We start from the raw sequence: 20,328 nt of genomic DNA on the forward strand, positions 1-20,328 counted from the left end.
TGAATGGTTCTAATCAGCCAGGGTGATGGTTGCCGTAAATGTTGGGAATTGGCTGAGTACTTCCAGCCCTGACGTAATGGAGCCGAGGTTAATCAACGACCTGGAGTAAACGAAGTCCTTGTAGTAAAGGGCCAGATTCCCCCATGGCGCATAGTAGGCAAGGGTACCGACCTGGGGGTCGTATCCCTCGGGCGCCCCTTCCGTAGACAACCTTTGAGGCAGGTAACTGATTTTTTCTGTCCCGTGGTGATCTTCGAAGGTCAGTGTAAGGGGAAGCTGCGACAGGAAGTCCCGTGTGGTGGCAGAATCTTCCAGTGCCACCACTATGTCCTGGCCCTCAACATTCAGGACAATCTCAACGTTGCCTTGTGTGCTCTCGTTCTGTGCTTGCACTGATTCACTCCCTGCCCAAGCAATACCTGCAAATCCCAGGTAGGCGACGATAAGAAGCCCGCTGCCTAGCATCCAGATTGGTCTATGGATTAGATTCATCGTGTGGAGAACCATCATTGTCGTGAAATGATGGTTGCCATTCTAGGAAGCGGGCTGGCTTTGATATAGGGGGTTTAGGTACAAGGAGCCATGCACAGAATTCATGGATCGACTTTGTACAGGCCTCAACTCAACTGGTTACCCACAGGGAGACGCCGGATGCGTTTTCCTGTTGCGGCGTGGATGGCGTTGCAAAGTGCCGGAGCGACTGGCGGAAGCCCAGGCTCCCCCACCCCGCCGGGTGCGATGTCCGGGTTGTCGTTGATCAGGTGTACCCGTATCGCTCGGGGCGCATGACGCATGCGGGCAAACTCATACTGGTGAAAGTTATCCTGCTGGACGCGGCCTTCCGCCAAGGTGATTTCACTCTGTAGCGCAATACCAATCCCCATCACGCAAGCCCCCTCCATTTGGGAACGTATACGCTCAGGGTTAACCTGCGGTCCGCAGTCGAAGGCGATATCCGCGCTATGGATGATCAGGCTGCTGTCATCCTGTACCTCAACGTCAAACACCACGGCCGCGTACGAGGCGAAACTATGGTGGACAGCCAGGCCCATGCCTCGTCCTGCCGGCCGTTGCTTGCCCCAGCCGGCTTCAGCCGTTGCTTTCTCGACAACACCGCGCAGGCGGCCGACATCGATCGGGTAGAGATCGGGATTTTCCCCATAATTCCAGTCGTCGCCAACGGCTTGGGGATTGATCTCGCGAGCCGGCCCCAACAGTTCCAGCAGGTAATCCCTGTGATCTCGTCCCGCTGCTTCCGCCATCTCCGCCACGAAGCTTTGAATGGCAAAGGCGTGCGACAGATTGTAGACGGCCCGGAACCAGCCAATGCGCACGTGGGCGGATGCGGGCGGATTCTCAAGCTGAATCGCCGGAATATTGAACGGAAGGGTATTGAACCCCATGCCCAGCTCGAAATTGCCTTTATGCCTGGGGTCCTCGGCAAACAGTGAGCCGATACTTGGCGACAGGGTTCTGTGTCGCCAGCCCAGGGCCTTGCCGTCGGCGTCGAGGCCCGCCTCCAGGCGGTCAACGGAGAGGGCATGGAAATAGGCGTGGTGCAGGTCATCCTCGCGGGTCCATTGCACACGAACCGCGCGGCCCTTATAGGCTTTTGCCAGTTCCGCCGCCTCAACCACGAAATCCGGTTTGGATTTGCGGCCGAAACCGCCACCAAGCAGGGTGACGTTCACCGTCACCGCATCGGGTTCCAGTCCCAGACGTTGGGCAACGCCGTCGCGAGCCGCCTGCGGATTCTGCAGCGGCGCCCAGACTTCCGCACGCCCATCGGACATCCGGGCGATGGCAACGGGCGGTTCCATAGGGGCCTGTGCCATATGCGGCATGTAATAGCTTGCCTGGACCCTGGTCTCGGCATTGCCCAGGGCCGATTCGATATCCCCCTCGGAGCGAATGACTTGCCCGGGCGATTCGGCACGCTGCATCAGTTCTTCGGTGAAGGCCCTGGTGTCGTAGCTGGCATTGTCGCCGGCGGGGCCATTGTCCCACTCGATCTTGAGCGCGTTGCGTCCCTGGATGGCTGCCCAGGTATTTTCGGCCAGTACTGCGACGCCCCCCAACGGCTCGAACCCGCCGGGTTGGCGAGTGCCATCGATTTGCCGTACATCGACAACACCGGGCACTTTCCTGGCCTCGGCCTGGTCTACGCTCGCGACTTCAGCACCGTACACGGGTGGCCGGGCGATGACGGCGTACAACATGTCGTCGAATCCAACGTCCGCACCGTACACTGCCTGGCCGGTCACGATATCCTGACTATCGATCGCCAACGGGCGCTGTACCTTGTCGCCAGTTACATTCCGGTGAGGCCCGGTTTCCTTGCCCAGATACCGCCAGGCTTCCCTCGGCTTCAGCCTGAGCGTTGAGCGCTCAGGCACTGGCAGCTCCCGGGCAGTCCGCGCGAGCTCGCCAAACGCAAGTTCCCGACCAGTGGGCTCATGCACCACGACGTGCACCCCGGCCTGGCACTCATCCACGGGCACAGCCCAGCGCTGGGCCGCGGCCTGTTCCAGCATGGTCCGCGCTGCCGCTGCTGCACGGCGCATGGGATCGAACCAGTGACGCATGCTGCGTGAGCCGTCGGTATTCTGATTCCCGTATTTGTCGTGGTTGCCCGGCGCCTGCTCAACACGAACCCGTTGCCAATCCGCGCCCAGCTCATCGGCCGCCACCATCACGAGACTGGTACGAATGCCCTGCCCCATCTCGGCTCGATGGTTGACGATGGTGACCGTGCCATCCTCGTCGATTCGGATGAACACGTTCGGATCGTCCACCCAGCCACCGGGCATGGCGTCGGCGCCGTATGGTTTTTCCTGTTGCGCCAACGCCAGGTCCCATTTGGCCGCGAGGACCAGAGCACTGCCGGCGGCCAATCCCTTCAGGAAGCTGCGGCGGCTGACGTTCTCCAGAATCAGATTGTCGGAAGACCGGTTCATGCCTGCTGCTCCCCTGCTTCCGCTGCGCGATGAATAGCCTGGCGAATCCGAGTGTAAGTGCCGCAACGGCAAAGGTTGCCGCTCATGGCATCGTCAATCTGTTGATCACTAGGATTGGCATTCTGCTTGAGAAGGCCGGTAGCGTTCATGATCTGTCCACCCTGACAGTAACCGCACTGCGCAACGCCCAAATCCAGCCAGGCCTCTTGCACCCGCCGGCCTATCGGATCCGTTTCCATCGCTTCGATGGTTGTCACGGACCTGCCTTCGACGCGCGACACGGGGGTTACGCAGGAGCGTGTAGCCTGACCATCAACATGCACGGTACAAGCGCCACACAGGGACATGCCACAGCCAAACTTGGTACCGGTAAGCTTTACGATGTCTCTCAATGCCCACAACAGGGGCATGTCGTCTGGCACGTCCAGCTTGTGTTCCTCGCCGTTGATGGTAAGGGTCACCATTGGTTCTCTCCCGTTATAGTCGCCTCGCGCCAGGTTTTCTCGGCAAAACACGTTCAAATCCCGTCAGAGTCTAGTTTGCGCATCAAGCAAATCCATACCCTGGAACGGCATGGACCTATGCACCGAATTCATCGATCGGCGAACGAACCGAAGGCACACCCCCGTCAGTCCCGGTAACGCAACCGGTCAATGACCAAGCGGAAGGCAGAACTGATCTGACGACGACCCGAGTAACACAAATGGTACCCGTCGAAGGGCGGGCACCAGTCGGCAAGCACCCGGCGCAGCTTGCCATCCTCGATGTCGTCGATGACCTCGGACTCGGTCACAAAGGCAATTCCATGCCCTTCCTTGGCCGCATCAATGCACAGATCGCTCTCACTGAAGATCAGCGGCCCGGAAACCTTCTTGACGATGGCCTCTCCCTCTTTCTCAAACTCCCAGTCATACGCTGGCGCATGCGAGCTAAAGCGCAGTGAAAGACAGGCATGGTCATCCAGGTCGGAAGGGTGTTTTGGAACGCCGTGCTTTCGGAAATACTCTGGCGCTGCTACGGCAACCATTCGAATCAGTGGACCAATTTTCACCGCGATCATGTCGGGACTGACGAATTCACGGAGCCGCACGCCGGCATCAAATCGATCCTCGGCCAAATCTGTCAGCCGGCTTTCCAGATTCAATTCGATCTGAATTTCCGGATAGTCACGCACGATCTGGGAGATTTTAGGCCACAAAACCGCACGGGCGGCAGCCTTGCTCGCCGTCAGCCGCACCAGGCCCCGGGGTGCATCACCCAGCATGCGAATTTCCTCGATGCGGGCATTGATCTGCCCAAAGCTGGGGCGTAACGCATCCAGCAGCTTCTCACCAGCATCGGTGGTGGATACTCGCCTTGATGTTCGGTTCAACAACTTGAGCCCTATGGATTCCTCCAGTCGCCGAACCGTGTGACTGACAGCGGATTGGGATAACCCCAAACGTACGGATGCCCGTGTAAAACTGCGTTCCTCCGCGACCGCCATGAACACCACTAGATCGCCTAGTTCCTCCCGCATCATTCATGACCTCTGTAGCATGTTCTTTCAGTTTACCCCGCCCAAGAAGGGGGTTTAGCACTTTATCCATGCGCAGAATTCATTGTTTCTATGAGTCGAACATGATTGTTGCAGGCGCGCGCCTGGACTTAAGCTTGCCGTCCTCGTGCCAACCGCCCAGAGAGGGGACTATGACCAGCAAGAATTCGACAATGGATATCCCGCAGCAAGCTGGCGCCTGGGGGGCGGTGTTTTCCATGTCCCTGTGTGTCGCCATGTTGATTGCCTCCGAATTCATGCCGGTAAGCCTGTTGACCCCCATCGCCGACAGCCTTGGCGCTACCGAAGGCCAGACAGGCCAGGCAATTTCCATCAGTGGTTTTTTCGCGGTGACCGCGAGCCTCCTAATGACAACTCTGGCGGGACGCATTGATCGCAAATGGGCACTGGTCACCATGACGGGGTTGATGCTGCTCTCGCTGGGTCTCATTGCAGCAGCCCCCACCTTCATCGTGCTGATGCTGGCTCGCGCGCTGCTGGGAATCTGTATAGGAGGATTCTGGGCTCTCGGGACGGCGGTGATTATGAGGCTGGTGCCCAAAGAGAGCGTATCCAGAGCCCTCGCCGTCATGTATACGGGGCAGGCCGTGGCGGCAGCGTTTGCCGCTCCGATTGGCAGTTACCTCGGCGGGATAATCGGCTGGCGAGGTGTCTTCTGGATTCTGGTTCCGATCGTGGCACTGAACCTCGTGTGGCAATTGCTGGTCCTGCCATCATTGCCGGCAGATGATCGGCAATCGTTTCGCTCACTTCTTGCGGTGTTAAAGCGCCCCTATTTTGCCCGGGGAATCACCGCTGTGATTTTAACCTTCGCCGGTGCCTTCTCGATGTTCGCCTACCTGCGCCCCTTCCTCGAAACGGTCACCGGTGCCGATGTGGTGACACTGTCCCAGCTCTTTCTCGTACTCGGCTGTAGCGGCTTTATCGGTACGTGGGCCGGTGGCAGGTATGCCAATGACCACGTCATTCGGTTGCTACAAATGGTGCCGCTGACAATGGCGGTGGTGACGCTCGGCCTCATCGGGTTCGGACAATTGGTAGTTACGACAGCGGCGCTGCTGGCCATTTGGGGCATCATGAATACCGCCATGTCGATCGGCTGGATGGCCTGGCTTTCCCAGAATGTGGGCGACGCGCCCGAAGCGGCTGGCAGTCTGATCGTTGCTGCCATACAGGCTTCCATTCTGCTCGGCGCAGCGCTCGGTGGTGCGCTGCTTGATCATATCGGAGTCGACGCGGCCTTTATGGGAAGTGCGGTGTTATCCGGCATAGCGGTCTTGCTGGTTGGATCTGGCAACCGGCTTCTCAAGGACACCTCATCCAGAAAGTGCTGCATCATCAGACACCGACTGATGCCATGAAGCAGTGGCAGAGGATGCAGCCAGAGCTATTTCACAAACGAGTCATTAATTATCCTGGGTCAAACAACTACCTCGAGCACCGCAGAACATCACTCGATGTTTTGGATCTGCTCGCGCATCTGCTCGATCAGCACCTTGAGCTCCACTGCGCAGCGGGTGGACTCGGCAACCACGGCCTTGGACGACAGGGTATTGGCCTCGCGGTTGAGTTCCTGCATCAGGAAGTCGAGCCGCCGGCCGACCGGGCCTTTCTGCTTGAGCTGACGCTCTACCTCGGTGACGTGGGTTTCCAGGCGGTCGAGCTCCTCGTCGACGTCGGCCTTCTGCGCCAATAGCGTGAGTTCGGCTTCCAGGCGTTGGGGGTCGAGCTCGGCGCGTACCACCTCGAGGCGATCGAGGAGCTGGGCGCGTTGGCGCTCGAGGATTCCCGGCAGTTGGGCGCGCACGGCGGCGACCTGCTCGCGCACCCCGTTCAGGCGACTTTGGATCAAGGCCGCGAGTTGTTCGCCCTCGCGGGCGCGGCCGGCGACCAGGTCGTCCAGGGCGGCGTCGAAGAGCTCCAGCGCGGCGGCCTTGACGGCCTCCAGGTCGAGACCCTGGGCGTAGAGAATGCCCGGGTGTTCGAGCATTGACAGGGCGTCGGGCATCGCCACACCGGGCAGTTCGCTGCGCACCTCCACCACGGCGCGGGCCAGCTCGGCGAGTCGTTCGCGGTTGACCGCCAGGTTCTCGCCGACAGCGGAGGGCTCGAAGCGCAGGGTGCACTCCACCTTGCCGCGTGCCAGGCGGCCGCGCAAGGCGTCGCGATAGGCGGGTTCCAGGTCGCGCAGCGTCTCGGGCAGGCGGAAATGCAGGTCGAGATAGCGCTGATTCACCGAGCGCAGCTCGAGGTGCAGGCTGCCCCAGTCGGCTTCCCGGCTATGGCGGGCGAAAGCGGTCATGCTGTGAACCATGCTGACTCCTGGTACGCAGTGGCTTGGCCATGAAGTATCGAGAACTCAATAGTGTAACCGATTCCCTCGCCCAAGCGTGTAGAATGGCGCTCCATGCCGGACGATTCGCTCCGGCGAACGTTAGGGTTTGTACGAAAAGTCGCCGAGCGATGGCCAGACAAGGCAAAAATTAGCGAAAAAGCAGAGTTTACGTGGGTGTAAATGAGCACTTTGATCGGACTCGCGCACGAGCTGATTTTTAACGCCGTATGGTCGAGCGCAGGCAGTTTTCGGACAAAGCCTAGTCAACCGAATGCAAGAGAGTCATTGAGAACGCCTATGCGCCCCAGTGGACGACAGCCCGACCAACCCCGCGAGATCACCCTGACCCGTGACTACACCCGCCATGCCGAAGGCTCGGTACTGGTCGAGTTCGGCGACACCAAGGTGCTGTGCAACGCCAGCGTCGAGGCCGGGGTGCCGCGCTGGTTGCGCGGCAAGAACCAGGGCTGGGTCACGGCCGAATACGGCATGCTGCCGCGCGCCACCCACACCCGTGGCGGCCGCGAGGCGGCCCGCGGCAAGCAGGGCGGCCGCACCCTGGAGATCCAGCGCCTGATCGGCCGTTCGCTGCGCGCGGCGGTCAATCTGAAGCGCCTCGGCGAATTCACCATCACCGTCGACTGTGACGTGATCCAGGCCGACGGCGGCACCCGCACCGCCTCGATCACCGGCGGCTGCGTGGCGCTGGTCGACGCCATCCGTTACCTGCAACGCAAGAAGCTGATCCAGCAGGATCCCTTCAAGCAGCTGGTCAGCTCGGTGTCGGTGGGGATCTTCCGCGGTACGCCGGTGGTCGATCTCGACTATCCCGAGGACAGCGGCGCCGATACCGACATGAACGTGGTGATGACCGAGGGCGGCGGCCTGATCGAGGTCCAGGGCACCGCCGAGGCGGGAGAATTCACCCGGGCCGAGCTCGACGCCATGCTCGATCTGGCGGAGAACGCCGGGCGGGGGCTGTTCGAGCACCAACGCGAGGCCTTGGGCATTCGCGGCTAGGCCGTCTCGCCAACGCATGACGCCGGCCACGGGGCCGGCGTCATGGGGACGGGGAACGGCGAGGGCGCTTAGAGGGTGAGATCGTATTCGACGATCAGCGGGGCGAATTCCGAGAAGGTCGCGTCGTAGTCGATCCAGGCGTCGACCACATGGCGGCGGAAGTTGGGGCCCACCACCTGGTAGTCGAGTCGCCAGCCCTCCTGGCGCGATCGCGGCTGATCCTGGTCCAGCGCCGGCCACCAGGTGTACTCACCGGCATCGCGATTGATCTCGCGGAAGGTGTCGATGAAGCCGGTGGGGCCGAATACCTGATCCATCCAGGCGCGCTCTTCCGGCTTGAAGCCCGGCGTGGTCTGGTTATCCGCCCAGTTGGCCAGGTCGATGGTCTTGTGGGCGACATGCCAGGTGCCGCAGATGATGTACTCGCGGCGCTTCCTGGCCATCTTCGACAGGTATTCCTGATACTGGGCCATGAAGGCCTGCTTGGCGGCGGGGTCGCTGCCGTCGGGCATCAGGAAGCTGGCGATGCTGAAGCGCTCGTAATCGGCCTGCAGGAAGCGTCCTTCATGGTCGCACTGCTCGAAACCCAGGCCATACATGATAGCCTTGGGGATCTTGCGGCAGTACAGCCCCACACCGGAGAAACCGTCCTGTTCGGCGTCGAGGAAATAGCCCTCGTAGCCTTCCGGGTAGAGGATGCTGTCATCCAGTTCGAAGCTCTTGGCCTTGAGGTTCTGCACACAGACGACGTCGGCGTCCTGATTGCCTAACCAGTCGAGAAAACCTCGACCAACCGCTTCGCGGATGCCGTTGACATTGATGCTGGCGATTTTCATTACGTGGTCCCTTTTCCGTCGCGCGTGTATGATACCCGACGTTTCGACGTTTTGGTAAATGGCCTGAGCTTATAATCATGATAGGGAGACTTGTGGTGGACAGTCGTGGGGCGGACAGCATGCAGCCATACCAACGCGAGTTCATCGAATTCGCCATCGACCAAGGGGTACTGCGTTTCGGCGAGTTCACCCTCAAGTCCGGTCGGATCAGCCCCTACTTCTTCAACGCCGGCCTGTTCAAGAGCGGCGCCGCGCTGGCCCGGCTCGGGCGCTGTTATGCCCAGGCCATCGTGGCCAGCGGCCTGGCTGCCGACGTGCTGTTCGGCCCGGCCTACAAGGGCATTCCGCTGGCCGCCAGCACCGCCGTGGCGCTGGCCGAACATCACGGCCGCGACCTGCCCTTCGCCTTCAATCGCAAGGAAGTCAAGGATCACGGCGAGGGCGGCAATATCGTCGGTGCCGACCTGGCCGGTCGCATCCTGATCATCGACGACGTGATCACCGCCGGCACGGCCATCCGCGAGGTCATGGGCCTGATCGAGGCCGCCGGCGCCGAGGCCGCCGGGGTGGTGATCGCGCTCGACCGTCAGGAGCGCGGCAACGGCGAGCTGAGTGCCATCCAGGAAGTCGAGCATCGCTATGGCATTCCGGTGGTCAGCATCGTCACGCTGGACATGCTCCTAGCCTACCTCGAAGAACAGGCCGGCGACGACATGCGGCGTCATGCCGCAGCCATCCGCGACTATCGGTCGCGCCATGGCGTCACGCGCTGAGCGTCGGCCATGCTCGACGTGGTGCTCTACGAACCCGAAATCCCGCCCAATACCGGCAACCTGATCCGGCTGTGCGCCAATACCGGCTTTCGCCTGCACCTGATCGAACCGCTGGGCTTTGTGCTCGACGACCGGCGCCTCAAGCGGGCCGGGCTGGATTACCATGAATGGGCGCGGGTGCAGGTGCATCGCGACTGGCCGGCGTTCGTCGCCAGCGTGGCGCCGGTGCGGGTCTTCGCGATCTCGACCCGCGGCCGCACCGGCTACCATGAACCCCGCTACCGCCCCGGCGATGCGCTGGTGTTCGGCCCCGAGACCCGCGGCCTGCCCCAGGCGATGCTCGATGCCCTGCCCGAGGCGCAGCGTCTGCGCATTCCCATGCTGCCCGACAGCCGCAGCCTGAACCTGTCCAACGCCTGCGCGGTGATCATCTTCGAGGCCTGGCGTCAGCTCGGGTTCCAGGGCGCCGCGGACATCGATATTGCCGCCCCCAAGGAGTGATCGATGTCGATCCAGCAGCGCCTGACCAAGCTCAACCCCCGCCAGCAGGAAGCGGTGCGCTATATCGACGGCCCCTGCCTGGTACTGGCCGGGGCCGGCTCGGGCAAGACCAGCGTGATCACCACCAAGATCGCCTACCTGGTGCAGGAGTGCGGCATGAGCGCGCGTCGCATTGCCGCGGTGACCTTCACCAACAAGGCCGCCCGCGAGATGAAGGAGCGCGTCGGCCAGATGCTCAAGGGCAAGGAAGGCCATGGCCTGACGGTCTCGACCTTTCACACCCTGGGGCTCAACATCATCCGCGGCGAGCTCAAGGCACTCGGCTACAAGCCGGGGTTCTCGCTGTTCGACCCGGACGACGCCAAGGCGCTGCTGCGCGACCTGATGAACAAGGATGCCCAGGTCGATGCCGAGCAGATCAACGCCGTGCAGCACCAGATCTCGCAATGGAAGAACGACCTGGTGCTGCCGGGCGATGCGCTGTCGCACGCCGCCGATGACGACGAGCAGTACGCGGCGCGGGTCTACGAAGCCTACGGACGGCACCTCAAGGCCTACAACGCCGTCGACTTCGACGACCTGATCCTGCTGCCGGTGGTCTTGCTGCAGCGCGACCCGGAGGCTCTCTCTCGGTGGCGCAAACGCATCCACTACATGCTGGTGGACGAATACCAGGACACCAACGTCTCGCAGTACCTGCTGGTCAAGCTGCTGATGGACGAGCGCAAGACCTTCACCGTGGTCGGCGACGACGACCAGTCGATTTACGCCTGGCGCGGGGCGCGTCCCGAGAACCTGGTGACCCTCGGTGAGGACTTCCCGCGCCTCCGGGTGATCAAGCTCGAGCAGAACTACCGCTCCACCGGCACCATCCTGCGCGCCGCCAATACCCTGATCGCCAACAACCCCCACGTCTACGACAAGACCCTGTGGTCGGAGATGGGCCCGGGCGAGGCGATTCGCGTGGTGGTCAATCGCCACGAGGAGGCCGAGGCCGAACGCGTGGCCAGCGAGATCCTCACCCGGCGCATCAAGGAACGCGCCGAGTGGCGCGACTTCGCGGTGCTCTACCGCGGCAACTTCCAGGCCCGGCTGCTGGAACTCAAACTCCAGCACTACCAGATTCCCTACAAGCTCTCCGGCGGCACCTCCTTCTTCTCGCGCGGCGAGATCAAGGACGCCATGGCCTACCTGCGGCTGCTGATCAACCCGGCCGACGACAACGCCTTCCTGCGCATCGTCAACGTGCCGCGCCGCGAGATCGGCCCCGGCACCCTGGAGAAGCTCGCCAACTACGCCACCGAGCGCGGCATCTCGCTATTCGCGGGCTGCCACGAACTGGGCCTGGAGCAGGTGCTGCCGACGCGGGCGGTGGAGCGCCTGTCGCGCTTCACCCACTTCATCGACGGCGTCAGGCGGCGCATGGACCAGGGTGACGCCCTGGCCGCCATCCGCGACATGCTGCGCGACATGGACTACGAGGCCTGGCTGTACCAGAACGCCAGCGCGCCGACCATCGCCGAGCGGCGCATGGCCAACGTGTGGATACTGATCGACCAGCTCGAGAAGTCGATGCAGCATGACCCGGAAGAGAGAGCCGAAGAGAGCACCGCCAGCGAGGATACCGAGACCGACGGCGTGGAGGCCGCCATCTCGCGCCTGGTGCTGCGCGACATCCTCGAGCAGCAGGCGGAAGAAGACGACTCCGACCGGGTGCAACTGCTGACCATGCATGCCTCCAAGGGGCTGGAGTTCCCGCATGTCTACCTGCTGGGGCTGGAAGAGGAGCTGCTGCCGCACCGCAACGCCATCGAGGCCGGCACGGTGGAGGAGGAGCGCCGCCTGGCCTACGTGGGCATCACCCGGGCGCGGCGCACCCTGACCTTGACCCTGGCTCGCCAGCGCAAGGCCTATGGCGAATTGCTGGACTGCACGCCGAGCCGCTTCCTCGACGAACTGCCCGCCGACGACCTGGAATGGGAGGGGCGGGCCGACAGGGAAGACCCGGATAAGAAACAAGCCCGGGGCCAGGATGCGCTGGCGGGGATTCGTTCGTTGCTGGGCTGACTGCCCGAGGCGGGGCTAGGGCATGAAAAAGGGGGCGCATCAGGCGCCCCCCTTTCTTCGTCATGACCGGCCGCTACTGAACCGAGTTCACCAGGTGATCGACCGCAGCCTTGACCTCGGCATCCGACAGGTTCGGGTTGCCACCCTTGGGAGGCATGGCGCCAACGCCGTTGATGGCATGGTCATACAGGGTCTCGACACCTTTATCCAGGCGCGGGGCCCAGGCTTCGGCGTCGCCTTTCTTGGGAGCGCCGGCGGCGCCGGTGTCGTGGCATGCCATGCACACGTTGCCGTAGATAGCGGCGCCGTCGATATTCTCGCCCCCGGCGTCGGCGGTCTGTGCACCACCGCCATTGCCCTCTTCAGCCGCGGCTTCTCCACCGCCTCCACCGACTTGCGGCAGCTCGCCGTCATAGACCGGCTCGACCAGATGATTGACGGCGGCCTTGACCTCGTCGTCGGACAGGTTCGGGTTGCCGCCCTTGGCCGGCATGGCGTTGAAGCCGTTGATGGCGTGGTCATAGAGCGTCTCGACGCCCTGATCGAGGCGCGAGGCCCAGGCGTCCGCATTGCCGCGCACCGGGGCGCCGGCGGCACCGCTCTCGTGGCAGGCGGCGCACACATTGCTGTAGATATCGCTGCCCGAGATGCTACCGCCATTGCCGCCGGCGGCCGCACCAGCGGAAGCGGTGGCGGAGGTACCGCAGTCCTCGCCCTTCAGGCACAGCTCGCCAACCGGCTCCAGGCGCTTGGCGATGGCCTCACGGTCGCCTTCGGACTGGGCGTGAGCGACGCCCATTGCCAGGCCCAGGGTGGCCAGGCACCCCACGATCAGATTGCTGAATTTCACTCTCGCCACCTCTTCACGGTCCTGTAATCGGAATCTATTCGACGCACCAGCGCAAAAGGCGACAGTATAGCGGCAACCGGATAGCCAGGAAAATGCCATCCCTCACCCATTCGGCGTAGAAGCCTGGATACCAGCGGGGAGGCTGGACAGGCGTGGAGCTGGCGGGTAGGATTGTGACGCCTCAAGGCACCATACCAAGTGCCGATGCGCGCCCATAGCTCAGCTGGATAGAGTGACGCCCTCCGAAGGCGTAGGTCGCAGGTTCGAATCCTGCTGGGCGCGCCAACGAATTCAAGGGCCTGCGGTTATCCGCAGGCCCTTTTCTATGGCTTGTCGCGTGGATACCTGCAGGCCATCCGTGGCATGGCTGGTGCGGGGCCGGTTCGAGATCGAGTCGCGAGGCAGCGTTCGTTCCTGCGCGCCCGGAACCGAGTGGACAGGCGGCACGGGTAGGCGAGGCTGTTCGGATGGTTGATCGATTTTCAATTGAGCTGGTCGCCATGCCTCAGGCAACATGGAAATAGGAAAACAGGCATGGAAGGATGAACAACGGCATACCGCTGGAGGAGCCAAGATGCAGCCGCTTAGCTATTACTATTACAACGTGCTGGAAGTTCTTGAAAAGCCGTGCGATGTACCGACGGCACACCTGCAGGAAGGCTACGATATCCTGTACCAACATGGCGGGCGCATCGAAATGGACCTGGTGCGCAAGGCCGAGGAGGGCGACGCGCAAGGCGAGCCATACTACTGGTACGAAGCCCTCGATGCCGAGCAGCGGGCGAAACTGCACAAGGCTCTTGATCATGGCGATCCCGCGAAGATCCTCAAGATCATGCAGCGCAACGGGTATGCCGGGATTCTGTATCACCACGCCCGGGAGCACTTCCGGGCGGCGCCGGATGCCGTGAGGTAGCGTTTCGAAAAGGCTGCTACGCCACATCACCATGAACGTGCCACTGATGCGCTGATGGCAAGAAGCGGCAAGCAGTTCGGAAAATTCGCGTCAAACATCAAGGGCCCGCGAGAAATCGTGGGCCCTTTTCCTTAAGCGTAGCGTTCAAGAACCTTCCACGACGACAATGTCCACCTCCGCGGCACGGCAGCGCGCCGCCTTGGCTCGCTGATACGCCTCCGAGTGGTAGCAATCGAGGGCCTGTTGGTAGCTGGGGAACTCTATGATGACGCTTCGCTGGGGAGTTTCACGGCCCTCCAGAGCGATCCGCTTACCGCCTCGGGCCAGAAATTGGGCACCGAAGCGGGCGAATGCCTCTGGGGCCAGTGCCTGATAATCGGCATAAGCGTGCGGGTCGGTCACGGTGATATTGGCGATCCAGTAGCCCTTGCGCATGGCGGTCTCCGGCTGGTGGTGGCTGTTTGTATTATGGTATGCCAAAATGACGCCACATCCTATGGCTGTTACCTACCAAGGGGACCGGGAGCGTTATGGCATTCGATCGAATCGAAGACATCATCGGCGATATTCGCCGTGGGCGAATGGTCATTCTGCTCGATGATGAGGATCGCGAGAATGAGGGTGATCTCGTCATGGCCGCCGATTTCGTCACGCCCGAGGCGATCAACTTCATGGCCACCCATGCCCGTGGCCTGATCTGCTTGACGCTGAGCGGTCCGCGCTGCGAGCAGTTGGGTCTGGCGCCGATGGTCGAGCACAACGGCGCCGGCTTCGCCACAGCGTTCACGGTGTCCATCGAGGCGCGCGAGGGCGTGACCACCGGCATTTCCGCGGCGGATCGTGCGACCACGGTAAAGGCGGCGGTGGCACCGGACGCCCATCCACGAGACCTGGTGCAGCCTGGGCATGTCTTTCCGTTGCGCGCACGCGACGGCGGGGTCTTGAGCCGCGCCGGCCACACCGAGGCGGGGTGCGATCTGGCCCGCTTGGCCGGGCTCGAGCCGGCGGCCGTGATCGTCGAGATCATGAACGACGACGGCAGCATGGCGCGTCGCCCCGAACTGGAGGCCTTCGCTCGCCGCCATGGACTGCGTATCGGCACCATCGCCGACCTGATCCAGTACCGTTTGGCCACCGAGAAGACGGTGGTGCCTACGGGCCAGGAGCCACTCCAGACCGTGCATGGTGAGTTCACGCTACATACCTACGAAGACACCATCAGCGGCGAGGCGCACCTGGCGCTGACCATGGGGGAAATGGACGTCGACAGGCCGACGCTAGTACGGGTCCATGCCATGGATCCGCTGCGCGACCTGGTGGGGGCCGAGTACCAGGGCCCCAAGGCATGGTCGCTATGGTCGTCGCTGGAGGCCGTGGCGGCAGAAAACCATGGAGTGGTGGTGATACTCGCAAGCCATGAGTCGTCCCAGAGCCTGCTGTCGCGGGCTACGCGCCTCAACAAGCCGGCCAGCGGCAACCCCCAGCGACGTTATACCAACACCGGAACCGGCTCGCAGATGCTCACCGATCTTGGCGTCGGCAAGCTGCGGCTCATGGGGGCACCCTTGAACTACAAGGGCTTGGCGGGTTTCGAGCTGGAGGTAGTGGAGATCGTCTCCCCACCCTCGGCCCCAGGGAAGTGCTGAATAAATAGGCGAGCAGTTTCAAGCACAAGGCGCCCGGAGCGCAGCAACCGGAGCATATGGGGTATATGTGAGGCTTGCGAGCACCGCGTAACGCAGTGATTGAGCTGCGCAGACCTTTATTCAGTGCTTCCCTAACGCATGAAGTGTATGGTGCCGTATTCCATGCTGCCGGTATAGATGCCGTAGGTGCCGCCGGCATGTTCGTCGATATAGCGCTCGAGGATCTGACGAATGGCGGGGTAGAAGATCGCATCCCAGGGAATGTCTTCGGCGCGAAACCACTTTACGGCCAGTGTCTCGTGGCCGGGCGGGTCGTTCCACTCCAGCAGCCGTGCGCGATAGATGATATAGAGCTCGTTGGTGGGTGGAACGCTGAAAATCGAGTAGGGGGTGAGCATCTCGGCGTGGATGCCGGTCTCCTCGCGGACTTCTCGCTGGGCGGCCTCCTCGACGCTTTCTCCACGCTCCATGAAGCCTGCCGGCAGGGTCCAGGTGCCCACACGCGGTGGAATGCCGCGCTGACATAACAGCAAGCGCCCTTCGCGTTCGATGATGGCGCCGGCGATCACTCGCGGATTGTCGTAGTAGACATGACCACAGGCGCCGCAGTACTGGCGCTCATGCGTATCGCCGTCGGGGATGCCGTGGTCGAGGGGATGATGGCCGCAACGACAGCAGTAGTGGTGCATGGACGCCTCGCTACAGGCTGGTCTCGACCCGCAGTGGCGGTGTGATCGGTTCTGGCGATTGGCCATTCTGGGCTGCCAGGGCTGCCAAGGCGACCTTCGCGGCCGCCTGGATGTGCTCTACGCACGCTTCATGGGCCGCGGCCGGGTCCCGAGCCTTGATGGCCTCGACGATGCGTGCCATCTCACGGAAGCTGTCGAGGTAACGTTCCTGCTGGGACACCGAGGTCGCGCGCAGGTAGCTGACTCGCGCTTGTAACTGACCGAGGAACTGTCCGGCGATGCGGTTGCCGGCGCCATCGTAGAGCACGCCATAGAAGTCACTGACCGCTTCGACGATCTCATGGGTATCGCCGCTGCGCAGGGTTTCCTTGAGGATCTCCCATACCCGGTCCAGTTCCGCCATCTGACGGCGATTCGCCTTCTGGGTAAACAGTTGCACGACCATGCTTTCCAGCACGCAGCGCAGCTCGTAGATGTCACGCGCGTCTTCCAGGGTAATGACCGCGACCCGCGGCCCTCGGCTGCTGGTGGACTCCACCAGCCCCTCGGCTTCGAGGTGACGCAAGGCCTCACGCACCGAGGTCCGGCTGACGCCCAGCCGCTCGCACAGATCGCGTTCCACCAGGCGATCGCCTGGCAGCAACTGGAAGCTCATGATCGCCTGGCGCAGCTTGTCGAGCACCATCTCACGCAGGGTGGGCTGGTTACGGGTCACCCTGAGGCTATCGTCCAGCGGCTTTCTTTGCATCGTTACATCTCCCTGGTCCGTGGTGGTGTCTCGCAACGTGACCCAGCCTATAGCTCGCCCATCTCGGTCAGCACCTCACGGGCGTTACGGAAAGCGTCGATGGCCGCCGGGACGCCGCAATAGACTGCCGTTTGCAGCAGGATCTCACGTATCTCCTCGACGCTGAGACCGTTGTTGATCGCCCCACGGATGTGTAGCCGTAGTTCGTGAGGGCGATTCAGGGCAGTGATCATGGCCAAGTTTATCATGCTGCGCTCGCGATCACTGAGCCCATCGCGTTGCCACACCTCACCCCAGCAGTACTCGGTGACCAACTGCTGGAGCGGGCGCGTGAAGTCGTCGGCATTGCGGATCGACTGGTCGACGTATTCGGCGCCGAGGACACGACGACGCTTGTCCAGGCCCCGCTCGAAACGTTCTTGTGACATGGGAATGTCCTCTGTCCTTGGTTCAGGCCGTGGCCGCCGTCAAACGGAAGGCCTCGGGTAGCTTGTCCATCTTGCCACGGCAATACAGCAAGGGGTCGATCTTGTCACCGCCGACCCACAGTCCCTGCACTTCTCCCACCACGATGGCGTGGTCGCCCCCCGGGTAATCTTGCCACAGCCGGCACTCCAGGTAGGCCGTGGCGCCCTCGAGGATGGCGTTGCCGTGCGCGGAGCGTTGCCAGGCGATCCCTTCGATCTTGTCGCGCCCCTTGCCGGCGAAGCGGTAGGCGATGGACTGCTGGTCGTGGCCGAGGATATGCACCGCGAAGCGGCCACTGCGCTGGATCACCGGATAGGAGTCCGAACGCAGGCTAGGGCAGACCAGCACCAGCGGCGGGTCCATCGACACCGCCGAGAAGGCGCTGGCGGTGAAACCGACGAGGCGGTCGTCCTCATCGAGGGTCGTGATGACGGTGACGCCGGTCGGGAACGCCCCGAGGACTTGCTTGTAGCGTTGGGTATCGATCATGACTCGCTCCGCACTCAGAGGGTGTTTACAAAAGTGACGAGCGACGGCAAGGCAAGGCGAAATCAGCCGAAAAAGCGGAGTTTACGAGTGTGTAAATGAGCATTTTGAGGCTGATTTCAACACAGCATGGCCGAGCGCAGTAGTTTGTGAACATCCTCTCAACGCATGATGAAAGGGTCGGGCATGGATTGCGTGGACAAGTTGATCCACAGCGTCTTGAGGTCGGTGTAGTCGCGCACCGCGTCGATGCCGCCCTCGCGGCCGTAGCCGCTGGCGCCGAAGCCGCCGATCGGCGCCATGGCCGAGACCGCACGATAGGTATTGACCCACAGGATGCCGGCACGAATATCGCGGCCAAGGCGATGGGCGCGCCCGAGATCCCGGGTCCAGATACCGGCGGCAAGCCCATAGTCGGTGTCGTTGGCCAGCCGCAGTGCCTCGGCCTCATCGTCGAAGGGAATCACCGCCACCACCGGGCCGAAGACCTCCTCCTGCACGATCGGCATGTCATGCGAGTCGCAGGCCAGGATCGTCGGGGTGTAGTACCAACCGCGCTCGATGGCCGGCCGCTCGCCGCCATACAACAGCCGCGCGCCGTCGGCTTGCGCCTGCGCGACCATGCGCTCGACGGTCTCCAATTGGGCCTGTGTTGCCATGGGGCCCATTTCGGTCTCGCCATCGGCGGGGTCGCCGATGCGGATGGTCCGCGCACGCTCGCAGAGCCGCTCGACGACGACGTCGTAGATGCCGCGCTGGACCAGCAGGCGAGAGCCGGCGACGCAGCTCTGCCCGGACGCGGCGAACACGCCGGCCACCACGCCATTGATGGCGCTGTCCAGGTCGGCATCCTCGAACAGGATGTTGGGCGACTTGCCACCCAGTTCCAGCGACAGCCTGGCGAAGTTCTCGGCGCTGTTGCGTACCACGTGGCGAGCGGCTCCGGCACCGCCGGTGAAGGCGATCTTGCGCACCAACGGATGACCGGTGAGTGCCGCACCGGTGGTCGGGCCGAAGCCGGTGACCAGGTTGACCACCCCCGCGGGGAAACCGGCTTGCTCGACCAGGCGCATCAGCATGATCAGGCTGGCGGAGGCGTGCTCCGAGGGCTTGATGATCATGGTGTTGCCGGCGGCCAATGCGGGAGCGAGCTTGATGGCGGTCAGGTATAGCGGGCTGTTCCACGGAACGATGGCGGCCACCACGCCGAGCGGGACACGCACGGTGGCGCCGAACATGTCCGCTTTGTCCAGCGGCAGGGTTTCACCGACGACCTTGTCCGCCAGCCCGGCGTTGTAGTGGAAGAACTCGGGAAGGTAGCCGACCTGGCCGCGCGTCTCGCGAATCAACTTGCCGTTGTCGCGACTTTCCAACTGGGCAAGTTCTTCACCGTGCTCGGCGATCAGCTCGCCGAGCCGGTGCAGCAGCTTGCCGCGTGCGGTGGCCGTGAGCCCGGCCCAGGCGGGAGCTTCGAAGGCGCGCTGGGCGGCTTGCACGGCAGCATCGACATCCCGGGCGTCGGCATCCGGCAAGCGGCACCAGGCCTTGCCGGTGGATGGATCGTAGCTATCGAAGGTGGCGCCAGAACGGGCGGCAACCCACTCTCCACCGATATACATGCGTAGTGTATCCAGGCTCATCAGAGTGCCTCCTTGAACGAGTCGCGGGTAACGACCGTGGCGAGAAAACGCAGCAGCATGGCGTTGACGGTTTCATGGGCTTCCATGGGCACCATATGCCGCTGGCCGGGCAGGATCTGCACTTCGGCATTGGGCAGGCGCTCGGCCAGCGCTCGGGCCATGCGCGGCGTGGAGCCCGGATCCAGCTCGCCGGTGGCGACCAGCACCGGCACACGGATCGTCTGCAGGCGCTCGGCGCCGAAGTCGTCCTGGGTACCGAACAGGGCGTAGCTGCGGTAATACCCTTGCGGATGATTGTTGCTGACGATTTCGTGGACCTTGGCAATCCGCCCCGGGTGAGCATGGCGGAACGCCGGGCTGAACCAGCGCTTCAAGGCCTCGCCGACGTTGGCGGCGGGTCCCTGCTCGCGAGTCTGGGCCAGGCGCTGCTGCACCCCGGCGCGCTGATTCGCATCGCGTTCGAAGACGCTGGACAGTACCACCATCGCCGCCAGGCGTTCCGGATAGCGCAGGGCGAAGGCACGTGCCACCAACCCGCCCATCGAGAAACCCACCACGGCCACCCGCTCGAGTCCCAGGTGATCCAGCAGCGCTGCCAACTGGTCCGCATAGTCATCCAGCCCGGCATTGACTTGGGGCAGGGCGCTGTCGCCATGTCCCAGCATGTCGTAGGCGATGACCGCATGGTATTCGGCCAGGGCATCGACTTGTGGTTGCCACATGGTGGCGTCGAGGCCCACGCCGTGGATGAGTATCACCGGCGCGCCCTGTCCTTGACGCCAGTAGCGCGTCCCGTCGGGGGCCTTGCGCGCTTCGGTGAGTTCCATGCTGCCTCCTG

General features: G+C 62.8%; 21 protein-coding genes, 1 tRNA gene and 1 pseudogene. 9 read left to right on the top strand and 14 right to left on the bottom strand.

What is annotated here, in order from left to right; genetic code table 11:
* Positions 1-9 precede the first annotated feature (9 nt).
* From ACFOEV_RS10015 to ACFOEV_RS10030, 4 genes are all read right to left on the bottom strand, one after another.
* A complete protein-coding gene (locus ACFOEV_RS10015; RefSeq protein WP_386773426.1) occupies positions 10-393 on the bottom strand; it encodes a cyclophilin-like fold protein in 384 nt (127 codons plus the stop codon).
* 224 nt (positions 394-617) lie between these two features.
* A complete protein-coding gene (locus tag ACFOEV_RS10020; protein ID WP_386773428.1) occupies positions 618-2,957 on the bottom strand; it encodes a xanthine dehydrogenase family protein molybdopterin-binding subunit in 2,340 nt (779 codons plus the stop codon).
* On the bottom strand, positions 2,954-3,421 hold the full coding sequence (locus ACFOEV_RS10025; protein ID WP_386773430.1) for a (2Fe-2S)-binding protein: 468 nt from the start codon (positions 3,419-3,421) through the stop codon (positions 2,954-2,956). Before ACFOEV_RS10025 ends, ACFOEV_RS10020 begins: the two co-directional genes overlap by 4 nt.
* A gap of 164 nt (positions 3,422-3,585) precedes the next feature.
* The gene (locus tag ACFOEV_RS10030) at positions 3,586-4,479 is read right to left on the bottom strand and encodes a LysR family transcriptional regulator (RefSeq protein ID WP_386773432.1); all 894 of its coding nucleotides are present in this window, start codon (positions 4,477-4,479) and stop codon (positions 3,586-3,588) included.
* A gap of 233 nt (positions 4,480-4,712) precedes the next feature.
* On the opposite strand from ACFOEV_RS10030, the gene ACFOEV_RS10035 reads away from it, so the two are divergent.
* Together ACFOEV_RS10035 and ACFOEV_RS10040 are read left to right on the top strand one after the other, a co-directional pair.
* On the top strand, positions 4,713-5,876 hold the full coding sequence (locus tag ACFOEV_RS10035; protein WP_386773879.1) for an MFS transporter: 1,164 nt from the start codon (positions 4,713-4,715) through the stop codon (positions 5,874-5,876).
* Positions 5,831-5,935: pseudogene (locus ACFOEV_RS10040) on the top strand (IS481 family transposase); the annotation flags it as partial. The gene ACFOEV_RS10035 and the pseudogene ACFOEV_RS10040, both read left to right, overlap by 46 nt.
* 30 nt (positions 5,936-5,965) lie before the next feature.
* Here ACFOEV_RS10040 and ACFOEV_RS10045 read toward each other — a convergent pair.
* Positions 5,966-6,829 (bottom strand): YicC/YloC family endoribonuclease, encoded by an 864-nt coding sequence (locus ACFOEV_RS10045; protein WP_386773434.1) that lies wholly within the window; start codon positions 6,827-6,829, stop codon positions 5,966-5,968.
* 318 nt (positions 6,830-7,147) lie between these two features.
* On the opposite strand from ACFOEV_RS10045, the gene rph reads away from it, so the two are divergent.
* Positions 7,148-7,870, top strand: coding sequence for a ribonuclease PH (rph, locus tag ACFOEV_RS10050; protein ID WP_386773436.1), 723 nt, complete (start codon positions 7,148-7,150; stop codon positions 7,868-7,870).
* A 68-nt stretch (positions 7,871-7,938) separates the two neighbouring features.
* Here the strand turns inward: rph and ACFOEV_RS10055 are convergent, their stop codons facing one another.
* Positions 7,939-8,706, bottom strand: a complete 768-nt coding sequence (locus tag ACFOEV_RS10055) for an exodeoxyribonuclease III (RefSeq protein ID WP_386773438.1) — start codon at positions 8,704-8,706, stop codon at positions 7,939-7,941.
* A 119-nt stretch (positions 8,707-8,825) separates the two neighbouring features.
* Here ACFOEV_RS10055 and pyrE point away from each other — a divergent pair, with 119 nt between their 5' ends.
* Genes pyrE through rep form a run of 3 tightly spaced genes read left to right on the top strand, consistent with a single transcriptional unit; the run spans position 8,826 to position 12,047 of the window.
* Entirely contained in the window at positions 8,826-9,479 is a 654-nt protein-coding gene (gene pyrE, locus ACFOEV_RS10060; RefSeq protein WP_386773440.1) for an orotate phosphoribosyltransferase, read from the top strand.
* A gap of 9 nt (positions 9,480-9,488) precedes the next feature.
* The gene (gene trmL, locus ACFOEV_RS10065) at positions 9,489-9,980 is read left to right on the top strand and encodes a tRNA (uridine(34)/cytosine(34)/5-carboxymethylaminomethyluridine(34)-2'-O)-methyltransferase TrmL (protein ID WP_386773442.1); all 492 of its coding nucleotides are present in this window, start codon (positions 9,489-9,491) and stop codon (positions 9,978-9,980) included.
* A 3-nt stretch (positions 9,981-9,983) separates the two neighbouring features.
* Positions 9,984-12,047, top strand: coding sequence for a DNA helicase Rep (gene rep / locus ACFOEV_RS10070; RefSeq protein ID WP_386773444.1), 2,064 nt, complete (start codon positions 9,984-9,986; stop codon positions 12,045-12,047).
* A gap of 73 nt (positions 12,048-12,120) precedes the next feature.
* Here rep and ACFOEV_RS10075 read toward each other — a convergent pair whose 3' ends face one another.
* Positions 12,121-12,897: a c-type cytochrome gene (locus ACFOEV_RS10075; protein WP_386773446.1), complete on the bottom strand. Its 777-nt coding sequence runs from the start codon at positions 12,895-12,897 to the stop codon at positions 12,121-12,123.
* A 208-nt stretch (positions 12,898-13,105) separates the two neighbouring features.
* On the opposite strand from ACFOEV_RS10075, the gene ACFOEV_RS10080 reads away from it, so the two are divergent.
* Positions 13,106-13,182, top strand: a tRNA-Arg gene (locus ACFOEV_RS10080).
* Between the two features lie 289 nt (positions 13,183-13,471).
* Positions 13,472-13,813, top strand: coding sequence for a hypothetical protein (locus tag ACFOEV_RS10085; RefSeq protein ID WP_386773448.1), 342 nt, complete (start codon positions 13,472-13,474; stop codon positions 13,811-13,813).
* Positions 13,814-13,957: 144 nt separating this feature from the next.
* On the opposite strand, the gene ACFOEV_RS10090 is transcribed toward ACFOEV_RS10085, so the two are convergent.
* Entirely contained in the window at positions 13,958-14,248 is a 291-nt protein-coding gene (locus tag ACFOEV_RS10090; protein WP_386773450.1) for a DUF1330 domain-containing protein, read from the bottom strand.
* Positions 14,249-14,343: 95 nt separating this feature from the next.
* On the opposite strand from ACFOEV_RS10090, the gene ribBA reads away from it, so the two are divergent.
* Positions 14,344-15,459: a bifunctional 3,4-dihydroxy-2-butanone-4-phosphate synthase/GTP cyclohydrolase II gene (gene ribBA, locus ACFOEV_RS10095; protein ID WP_386773452.1), complete on the top strand. Its 1,116-nt coding sequence runs from the start codon at positions 14,344-14,346 to the stop codon at positions 15,457-15,459.
* Positions 15,460-15,590: 131 nt separating this feature from the next.
* On the opposite strand, the gene ACFOEV_RS10100 is transcribed toward ribBA, so the two are convergent.
* The 6 genes from ACFOEV_RS10100 to ACFOEV_RS10125 form a co-directional block, all read right to left on the bottom strand.
* Complete coding sequence (locus ACFOEV_RS10100; protein WP_386773454.1) at positions 15,591-16,148, bottom strand: NUDIX hydrolase; 558 nt, start codon at positions 16,146-16,148, stop codon at positions 15,591-15,593.
* A gap of 10 nt (positions 16,149-16,158) precedes the next feature.
* Positions 16,159-16,896 carry a GntR family transcriptional regulator gene (locus ACFOEV_RS10105; protein WP_386773456.1) on the bottom strand — a complete coding sequence of 246 codons (738 nt, stop codon included), beginning with the start codon at positions 16,894-16,896 and terminating at the stop codon, positions 16,159-16,161.
* A 47-nt stretch (positions 16,897-16,943) separates the two neighbouring features.
* Positions 16,944-17,324: a 4-carboxymuconolactone decarboxylase gene (gene pcaC / locus ACFOEV_RS10110; RefSeq protein WP_386773458.1), complete on the bottom strand. Its 381-nt coding sequence runs from the start codon at positions 17,322-17,324 to the stop codon at positions 16,944-16,946.
* A gap of 22 nt (positions 17,325-17,346) precedes the next feature.
* Positions 17,347-17,853 (bottom strand): flavin reductase family protein, encoded by a 507-nt coding sequence (locus tag ACFOEV_RS10115; protein WP_386773460.1) that lies wholly within the window; start codon positions 17,851-17,853, stop codon positions 17,347-17,349.
* A gap of 158 nt (positions 17,854-18,011) precedes the next feature.
* Positions 18,012-19,490, bottom strand: coding sequence for an aldehyde dehydrogenase (locus ACFOEV_RS10120; RefSeq protein WP_386773462.1), 1,479 nt, complete (start codon positions 19,488-19,490; stop codon positions 18,012-18,014).
* Complete coding sequence (locus tag ACFOEV_RS10125) at positions 19,490-20,317, bottom strand: alpha/beta fold hydrolase (RefSeq protein ID WP_386773464.1); 828 nt, start codon at positions 20,315-20,317, stop codon at positions 19,490-19,492. The genes ACFOEV_RS10120 and ACFOEV_RS10125 overlap by 1 nt, the downstream gene beginning before the upstream one ends.
* Between the last annotated feature and the right edge of the window lie 11 nt (positions 20,318-20,328).

The organism is Litchfieldella rifensis, assembly GCF_042646605.1.
GTDB lineage: Bacteria > Pseudomonadota > Gammaproteobacteria > Pseudomonadales > Halomonadaceae > Litchfieldella > Litchfieldella rifensis.

Bases quoted from the DNA above. Each gene is read 5' to 3' on its own strand.
- ACFOEV_RS10025 (WP_386773430.1), bottom strand. From the start codon at position 3,421: ATGGTGACCCTTACCATCAACGGCGAGGAACACAAGCTGGACGTGCCA.
- ACFOEV_RS10100 (WP_386773454.1), bottom strand. From the start codon at position 16,148: ATGCACCACTACTGCTGTCGTTGCGGCCATCATCCCCTCGACCACGGC.
- ACFOEV_RS10085 (WP_386773448.1), top strand. From the start codon at position 13,472: ATGCAGCCGCTTAGCTATTACTATTACAACGTGCTGGAAGTTCTTGAA.
- rep (WP_386773444.1), top strand. From the start codon at position 9,984: ATGTCGATCCAGCAGCGCCTGACCAAGCTCAACCCCCGCCAGCAGGAA.
- ACFOEV_RS10120 (WP_386773462.1), bottom strand. From the start codon at position 19,490: ATGAGCCTGGATACACTACGCATGTATATCGGTGGAGAGTGGGTTGCC.
- ACFOEV_RS10035 (WP_386773879.1), top strand. From the start codon at position 4,713: ATGTCCCTGTGTGTCGCCATGTTGATTGCCTCCGAATTCATGCCGGTA.
- ACFOEV_RS10030 (WP_386773432.1), bottom strand. From the start codon at position 4,479: ATGATGCGGGAGGAACTAGGCGATCTAGTGGTGTTCATGGCGGTCGCG.
- rph (WP_386773436.1), top strand. From the start codon at position 7,148: ATGCGCCCCAGTGGACGACAGCCCGACCAACCCCGCGAGATCACCCTG.
- trmL (WP_386773442.1), top strand. From the start codon at position 9,489: ATGCTCGACGTGGTGCTCTACGAACCCGAAATCCCGCCCAATACCGGC.
- ACFOEV_RS10045 (WP_386773434.1), bottom strand. From the start codon at position 6,829: ATGGTTCACAGCATGACCGCTTTCGCCCGCCATAGCCGGGAAGCCGAC.
- pyrE (WP_386773440.1), top strand. From the start codon at position 8,826: ATGCAGCCATACCAACGCGAGTTCATCGAATTCGCCATCGACCAAGGG.
- ACFOEV_RS10020 (WP_386773428.1), bottom strand. From the start codon at position 2,957: ATGAACCGGTCTTCCGACAATCTGATTCTGGAGAACGTCAGCCGCCGC.
- ACFOEV_RS10125 (WP_386773464.1), bottom strand. From the start codon at position 20,317: ATGGAACTCACCGAAGCGCGCAAGGCCCCCGACGGGACGCGCTACTGG.
- ACFOEV_RS10105 (WP_386773456.1), bottom strand. From the start codon at position 16,896: ATGCAAAGAAAGCCGCTGGACGATAGCCTCAGGGTGACCCGTAACCAG.
- ACFOEV_RS10055 (WP_386773438.1), bottom strand. From the start codon at position 8,706: ATGAAAATCGCCAGCATCAATGTCAACGGCATCCGCGAAGCGGTTGGT.
- ACFOEV_RS10115 (WP_386773460.1), bottom strand. From the start codon at position 17,853: ATGATCGATACCCAACGCTACAAGCAAGTCCTCGGGGCGTTCCCGACC.
- ACFOEV_RS10090 (WP_386773450.1), bottom strand. From the start codon at position 14,248: ATGCGCAAGGGCTACTGGATCGCCAATATCACCGTGACCGACCCGCAC.
- pcaC (WP_386773458.1), bottom strand. From the start codon at position 17,324: ATGTCACAAGAACGTTTCGAGCGGGGCCTGGACAAGCGTCGTCGTGTC.
- ribBA (WP_386773452.1), top strand. From the start codon at position 14,344: ATGGCATTCGATCGAATCGAAGACATCATCGGCGATATTCGCCGTGGG.